The 6,849-nt window shown below is 46.3% G+C and carries 7 protein-coding genes and 1 pseudogene; all 8 read right to left on the bottom strand.

The annotated features are described in order from the left end of the window. Positions 1-36: 36 nt before the first annotated feature. Positions 37-600: a TetR/AcrR family transcriptional regulator gene (locus M4I42_RS01745; RefSeq protein WP_268850541.1), complete on the bottom strand. Its 564-nt coding sequence runs from the start codon at positions 598-600 to the stop codon at positions 37-39. Positions 601-699: 99 nt separating this feature from the next. Then, complete coding sequence (locus M4I42_RS01750) at positions 700-2,316, bottom strand: long-chain-fatty-acid--CoA ligase (RefSeq protein WP_268850542.1); 1,617 nt, start codon at positions 2,314-2,316, stop codon at positions 700-702. Positions 2,317-2,334: 18 nt separating this feature from the next. After that, positions 2,335-3,111: an SDR family oxidoreductase gene (locus M4I42_RS01755; protein ID WP_268850543.1), complete on the bottom strand. Its 777-nt coding sequence runs from the start codon at positions 3,109-3,111 to the stop codon at positions 2,335-2,337. A gap of 16 nt (positions 3,112-3,127) precedes the next feature. Further along, positions 3,128-4,336 (bottom strand): acyl-CoA dehydrogenase, encoded by a 1,209-nt coding sequence (locus M4I42_RS01760; RefSeq protein ID WP_268850544.1) that lies wholly within the window; start codon positions 4,334-4,336, stop codon positions 3,128-3,130. Positions 4,337-4,466: 130 nt separating this feature from the next. Further along, positions 4,467-5,330: an NAD(P)-dependent oxidoreductase gene (locus tag M4I42_RS01765; protein ID WP_268850545.1), complete on the bottom strand. Its 864-nt coding sequence runs from the start codon at positions 5,328-5,330 to the stop codon at positions 4,467-4,469. Positions 5,331-5,375: 45 nt separating this feature from the next. Beyond that, entirely contained in the window at positions 5,376-5,600 is a 225-nt protein-coding gene (locus tag M4I42_RS01770; protein ID WP_268850546.1) for a TM2 domain-containing protein, read from the bottom strand. Positions 5,601-5,660: 60 nt separating this feature from the next. Beyond that, a complete protein-coding gene (locus tag M4I42_RS01775) occupies positions 5,661-6,446 on the bottom strand; it encodes an SDR family oxidoreductase (RefSeq protein ID WP_268850547.1) in 786 nt (261 codons plus the stop codon). 183 nt (positions 6,447-6,629) lie between these two features. Continuing rightward, positions 6,630-6,849 (bottom strand): annotated as a pseudogene (locus tag M4I42_RS01780) (methyl-accepting chemotaxis protein); the annotation flags it as partial.

Here is a 6,849-nt window from a genome sequence, read left to right on the forward strand (position 1 = left end):
GGGCTACTCGGCATAGTTGAACCAAGCAGCCTTTCACTATTTTTCAATTCCTTCAAGAAAAATGGTGACCATTTGTTTGGCGACTTCCGCATCGGTATATTCGCCGTCTGGCTTAAACCATTGATAGCTCCAGTTCGCTGCGCCTAAAATCGTTAAAGTGGCAATGCTCGGAAGTAAATCTTGCCGAAACTCCCCGTTTTCGATTCCGCGCTCAATTAATGCTTGGACACCGTAACGAAATTGGTCGCGTTTTTGCTTAATATTTTGCAAATGTTCCGCGTTTAAATGCCGCATCTCGCGAAAGAAAATGCGTGCCTGTCTCCCTTTTTTTTCAATGTTATGAATGAGCATGTACACGATATCCAACAGTTTTTCTTTTGTCGTTTTCGTCGGATCGTCCATCATTTCTTGCTGTTTTTCAAGCAGTTCTTCAATATAGCGAAGATGAATGTCCATTAACAATTCTTCTTTACTTTTAAAATAGTAATAAAACGTTCCTTTGGTGACCCCCAGCGCATCGACAATATCTTGAATCGACGTATCGCTAAATCCTTTTTGTTCAAATAATGTGATGCTGATGTCGATAATTTTTTCTTTCACGCTCTTCCACCTTTCCGTCATGTTTCCTTTCGTTATTATAACATAGAACGAATCCATTACGAAGGACGCGACAACGTTGCGGAAGAGCGTGGCTTCATTTTATTGTTTCGCTTCAGCTGCTTCTTCGCGAAGAACGCGACGCAAAATTTTCCCGACGTTCGTTTTCGGTAACTCTTGGCGAAACTCGACGATGCGCGGCACTTTGTACGACGCTAAATTTTGCCGACAATGCTCTATGATTTCCTCTTCGTTTGCTGTTTGGCCGTCTTTAAGCACAATGACCGCCTTCACCGTTTCACCCCGATAAGCGTCCGGAACGCCGATCACAACCGCTTCTTTTACCGCTGGATGTTCATAAAGAACTTCTTCAATTTCGCGCGGATAAACGTTATAGCCGCTGGCGATAATCATATCTTTTTTCCGGTCAACGATCGTTACGTACCCGTCTTCATCCATCTTCGCTAAATCACCGGTATATAGCCAGCCGTCGCGCAATGTGACCGCTGTTTCTTCCGGTTTGTTCCAATATCCTTTCATAATTTGCGGACCGCGAATAATCAGTTCGCCGAGCTCGCCCGGTTTTAATTCTTCCGTACCGGTTGCAACATCGACGATTTTATATTCTGTCATCGGAATGCCGATGCCGACCGTTCCTGGTTTCCGCTCCGCAAATGGCGGATTGCAATGCGTCACCGGCGATGCCTCGGAAAGCCCATATCCTTCTAAGACAAGCGCTCCTGTCTTTCGCTCAAACTCCCGCATCAGCTCAACCGGCATCGGCGCACTTCCGCTGTTGCACATTTTCATGCTGTCAATGCCGTATTGCTCCACGTTCGGCGTATTTGTAATTGCCACATACATCGTCGGAACGCCTGGGAATGACGTCGGCTTCTTCTCCTTGATCGTCTGCAATACTTCTTGCAAATCAAAGCGTGGCAATAAAATGTTCGTCGCACCGACGTAAATCGCCAAGTTCATGCCTGACGTCATCGCAAACACGTGGAAAAGCGGGATGACCGTTAAATACCGCTCGGCGCCATATTCAATTTTATCTTTAAAAAATTCGACGCATTGCATGACGTTCGCCACTAAATTGCGGTGCGTCAACATCGCCCCTTTCGATCGTCCTGTCGTTCCTCCTGTATATTGCAATACAGCCACATCATGTTCCGGCTCGATCTCAACAGGTTGCACGCGGCCGTCCCCTTGCGCCAAAAATGCTTCAAATGTCATATCTGGCGCGAACGATGAGGAGGACGGCTGCAGGTTGACAACGATCACTTGTTTGACTGCCGTGTTCGCTTGCACCGCTTTCACTCGCGGATAAAGCGCATCGTACACAATAATCGTTTCCGCACCGGAATCTTGCAGCAAGTATGTCAACTCCCGTTCGACGAGCATCGGGTTTACTTGCGTCACGATCGCACCAACGCGCAAAATGCCATAGTAGGAAACGATGTATTGTGGGCAGTTCGGCAACATAATCGCGACGCGGTCGCCTTTTTTCACTCCTTGTTTTTGTAAGCTGGAAGCAAATGTTTCGACTAAATAAGCAAGCTCTCCGTAGGTGATTTCTTGATGATAAAAAGAGATGGCGGAATGGTTGCGGTATTGCTGTGCGCGTTCTTGTAAAATATCGCACAACGTGATATTCGGGATGTCAAATTCGGTAGCAATATGACTTGGATAAAGTGAAAACGCTTTCTTATCACTCATAATTTTTCCTCCCTTGCCTTAGCAATAAGCGTGTGAACCGCCGTCAACGACAAGCAGCGATCCGGTCACAAAATCAGAAGCGTTGGAAGCTAAAAATAAAACAGCGCCTTTTAAATCATTCTCCCCGCCAAACCGCTTCAACGGGATATTCGCCAAAATGTGCTCCTTCCCCCGCTCAATCACCACCTTTGACATTTTTGTTGGGAAAAAGCCAGGCGCGACCGCATTAACGCAAATACCGTACTCTCCCCATTTAACGGCTAAATCTTTCGTAAACGTAATGACCGCACCTTTGCTTGTGTTATACGCGATCGTGTTCATTACTTGTGGATTCGTGCCACCAAGACCGGCAACCGAAGCGATGTTAATGATTTTTCCACTTCCTTGCTTGATCATCACTTTTCCGACTGCTTGACTCATTAAAAACGTTCCAGTCACGTTGACATCGATCACCTTTTGCCACGCTTCCAGCGGCATGTCCTCAACCGGTGCGCCCCATGTTGCCCCACTGTTATTCACTAAAATGTCAATTCGACCAAACTGAGCAACCGTTTTTGCCACTACTGCGTTCACATCATCTATATTCGTGACATCGCACGGCAATGCCAATGATCGTACGCCAAGCGCTTCGAGCTTTTCTTTCACCACTTCGCACGCTTCGACTTTGCGCGAACAAACGACGACGTTCGCGCCTGCTTCCGCCAATCCGATGGCTATTTGTTCGCCGAGTCCACGCCCCCCACCGGTGACGATCGCCGTTTTTCCTGTCAGTTGAAATAATTCGAGAACATGCATAGTCATCCCTCTTTCTTTAGTCATATTTTTTCAACTCTAATTTCGCGATTTGTGCTTTGTGCACTTCATCAGGACCATCCGCCAACCGAAGCGTTCTCGCACTCGCCCATTGTGCCGCCAGCGGAACATCATCGCTGACCCCCGCAGCACCGAATGCTTGTATCGCCCAGTCAATTACCTTTAGCGCCACATTCGGCGCAACAACTTTAATCATGGCAATCTCTGTTTTAGCTGCCTTATTTCCGACCGTATCCATCATGTAAGCCGCTTTTAACGTTAACAGGCGCGCCTGTTCAATTTCGATGCGGGATTGGGCAATCCAATCTTGGATAACTCCTTGTTCAGCTAACGTTTTTCCGAAGGCAACGCGTTTTTTGACGCGTTGGCACATGAGTTCAAGCGCTCGCTCCGCAGCGCCGATTAGCCGCATGCAATGGTGGATTCTTCCAGGACCAAGACGCCCTTGCGCGATCGCAAATCCTTTCCCTTCAGCCCAAATAATGTTTTCTTTCGGCACACGAACATGGTCGTATGTAATCTCCGCGTGACCGTGCGGCGCATGATCATAGCCGAATACTGGAAGCATGCGCTCAATTTTTACTCCCGGTGTATCGAGCGGCACAATAATCATCGACTGCTGTTCATGCTTCGGTGCATCTGGATTTGTCTTTCCCATCACGATCGCTACTTTGCAGCGCGGATCGCCTGCGCCGGATGACCACCATTTTTTTCCTGTAATTACATACTCATCGCCATCGCGAACGATGCTTGCTTGAATATTCGTCGCATCGCTCGAAGCAACATCTGGCTCTGTCATCGAAAAACAAGAGCGAATTTCTCCGTTTAATAATGGAAGGAGCCAACGCTTTTTTTGCTCCTCTGATCCATAGCGCGCGAGCACTTCCATATTCCCTGTATCTGGTGCATTGCAATTAAATACTTCCGGAGCGATCGGAGAACGCCCCATAATTTCGCATAGCGGAGCATACTCTAAATTCGACAACCCGGCCCCATATTGTGCATCTGGCAAAAACAAATTCCACAACCCTTCTTGTTTTGCTTTCGTTTTTAGTTCTTCGATAATCGGCGGAACAGCTGACCAACGTGTGTCTTGTTCGTTCAGTTGTTGCTCATATACTTTCTCGTTCGGATAAATATGTTCTTCCATGAAAGCGCTTAACTTTTGAATCAATCGTTGCACTTTTTCTGAATAAGAAAAATCCATTGTCCCACCCCTTTATATACTAACCGGTTAGTATGTTGTTATACTTCTACTATACCTTCATTTAATAAAATATTCAATATTTTTAGAAAAATAACCCGTTAAGAAAAGACACGCGCAATAGCGCATGCCTTTACTCGTTCACATATCGTTTATATAGCGCTTGGGTTCCGCTATTTTCTTCGCCTGCCGCGGCCAGTTGTTCATACATTTCTTTCGCTAAAGCAAGTCCTGGGAGCTGCAAATTCATTTTCTCTGCTTCCGCCAACGCGATTTTCATATCTTTAATAAAATGTTTTACATAAAAACCAGGGGCGAAATTGCCGGCGATCATGCGCGGAGCTAGATTGCTTAGCGACCAACTTCCCGCCGCCCCTTGCGAAATGCTTTCGAGTACCTTTAATGGATCAAGACCAGACCGTTTCGCATAGGCTAGCGCTTCGCAAACGCCGATCATATTCGTTGCAATCGCAATTTGGTTGCACATTTTCGTGTGCTGCCCGGCTCCTGCTTTTCCTTGAAACACAATGTTCTTCCCAAGCACTGCAAAAATCGGTTGACACGCTTGAAACGCTTTTTCGTCACCGCCGACCATAATCGTCAGCGTGCCTTCTTTTGCGCCAATATCCCCGCCGGAAACAGGGGCGTCTAACGCAAACACGCCGCGTTTTTTGGCGGCCTCGTAAATTTTTTCTGCCAACGACGGCGGAGACGTCGTCATATCGATGATATACGTTCCCGCCCTAACATTTTCGATTAAGCCATTTTCGCCAAAATATACTTCTTCTACATCGTTCGGATACCCGACCATCGTAATGACGACATCTGCTTCTTTCGCGAGTGCAGAAACGTTTTCTTTCCAGACAGCCCCTTCACGCAATAACTCTTCTGCTTTTTCTTTCGTGCGCGTATAGACAATCAATGAGTAGCCTGCCCGCAATAAATTACGCGCCATGCTTTTTCCCATGACCCCAAGACCGATAAACCCAATTTTCATACGAACCCCCCTTATGTAAAAGAACCTTGGCTCGCAGCCAAAGTTCTAGTCTTCTGGAACGTAATTGTACTGCCGATTAAATTCTTCGTCCGACTTGAAAAGGTATAAAATGCCTTCAATCAGTCCGATGATGCTCGGGATTCCCGTCCATGAAAATAGAAGGTACAGCACCCCTTGCCCGAGCTTCCCTAAATAAAATTTGTGAATGCCAAGCCCGCCGAGTAAAATCGCCAGCACGCCCGCCACCACTTTACTTTTCAATGTAGCCACTCCCTTTCTCTGCAAAAGTGGTTTATATATATTCCCCATTGCGAGAAAGTAGTACTGGCGCTAAATGGATTTCACCATGCCACCGTCGACAAGGAATGACTGTCCGGTCATATACGAATTCGCATCTGACAACAGGAACGTGACAACTTTCGCAAATTCTTCCGGCGTTCCGTAACGTCCGAGAGGAATCGTGCTTTTCATGCGCGTTTCCATTTCTTCTTTTGTAATGCCGAACTTTTCAGCATTGAGCTTATCTAAAAACGCCACACGCTCCGTCGCAATTCTTCCAGGTGCTACTGTATTAATTAAAATATTATATGGCGCAAACTCTGCCGCCAACGTTTTCGTTAACCCGACGATACCGGTACGGAACGTGTTTGACAAAAGTAAGCCCGGAATCGGTTCTTTAATGGAAGATGACGCGATATTGACGATTTTCCCGCCGTTCTGCTTTAAATATGGAAGCGCTGCACGAATAATACGGATGTAGCTTAATAAATTCAATTCAAACGCTTTATACCATTCTTCGTCTGTCATCGTTTCGAATGTGCCTGCTGGCGGACCGCCTGCATTGTTCACGAGTAAATCAATCGTTCCATACTCTTCGACTGTTTTGGCAACAAGGCGCTGTATGTCTTCTTTTTTCGTAATATCAGCTGGCACATAGGCAACACTGCCTTTATGTAAGGAGCGCAATTCTTTTTCTACTTCCTGCAATTTTTCTTCATTTCGGCTTGTGATCATGACGTTGGCGCCTTCAAGAACGAGCTGTTTAGCAATCGCTTTGCCAAGCCCTTGACTTGAAGCGATGACAAGTGCTGTTTTTCCTTCTAGGCAAAGTTCCATGACTGTTCACTTCCTCTCTGTTTTTTGTATAGTCATTCGCCACTTATTCTCGTTTTCCTGCTTGTAAAAGTAAAAAAACGCGAGAACCCACCTATGCGGGTCGTGCGTTTTTGTAAAGCAGTAAATAAAAATCTTACATCGCTGTCTAGCCCCTCGGGACTAGGGCGTCGCCTTTATCTTAAGTTACACATCAAATTTTTCGACTAACTGTTGTAATTGTCGGCCCATTTCGCTTAATTTTTCGGCTGATTCCGTCACCGTGCTTAATGCTTTCAATTGATCATCCGCTGATGCCGCTACTTCTTCCGCCGATGATGCTGCTTGTTGAGCGATCGCCGAAATATTTTGCATTGCTTCAACGACTTGGTCTTTACTTTCATTCATCCGTTGCACTTCATCTGTA

Origin of the sequence: Anoxybacillus sp. J5B_2022 (assembly GCF_026847645.1) — a bacterium.
In the GTDB taxonomy this organism is placed as follows: domain Bacteria; phylum Bacillota; class Bacilli; order Bacillales; family Anoxybacillaceae; genus Anoxybacteroides.

Bases quoted from the DNA above. Each gene is read 5' to 3' on its own strand.
- M4I42_RS01760 (WP_268850544.1), bottom strand. From the start codon at position 4,336: ATGGATTTTTCTTATTCAGAAAAAGTGCAACGATTGATTCAAAAGTTA.
- M4I42_RS01775 (WP_268850547.1), bottom strand. From the start codon at position 6,446: ATGGAACTTTGCCTAGAAGGAAAAACAGCACTTGTCATCGCTTCAAGT.
- M4I42_RS01755 (WP_268850543.1), bottom strand. From the start codon at position 3,111: ATGCATGTTCTCGAATTATTTCAACTGACAGGAAAAACGGCGATCGTC.
- M4I42_RS01765 (WP_268850545.1), bottom strand. From the start codon at position 5,330: ATGAAAATTGGGTTTATCGGTCTTGGGGTCATGGGAAAAAGCATGGCG.
- M4I42_RS01750 (WP_268850542.1), bottom strand. From the start codon at position 2,316: ATGAGTGATAAGAAAGCGTTTTCACTTTATCCAAGTCATATTGCTACC.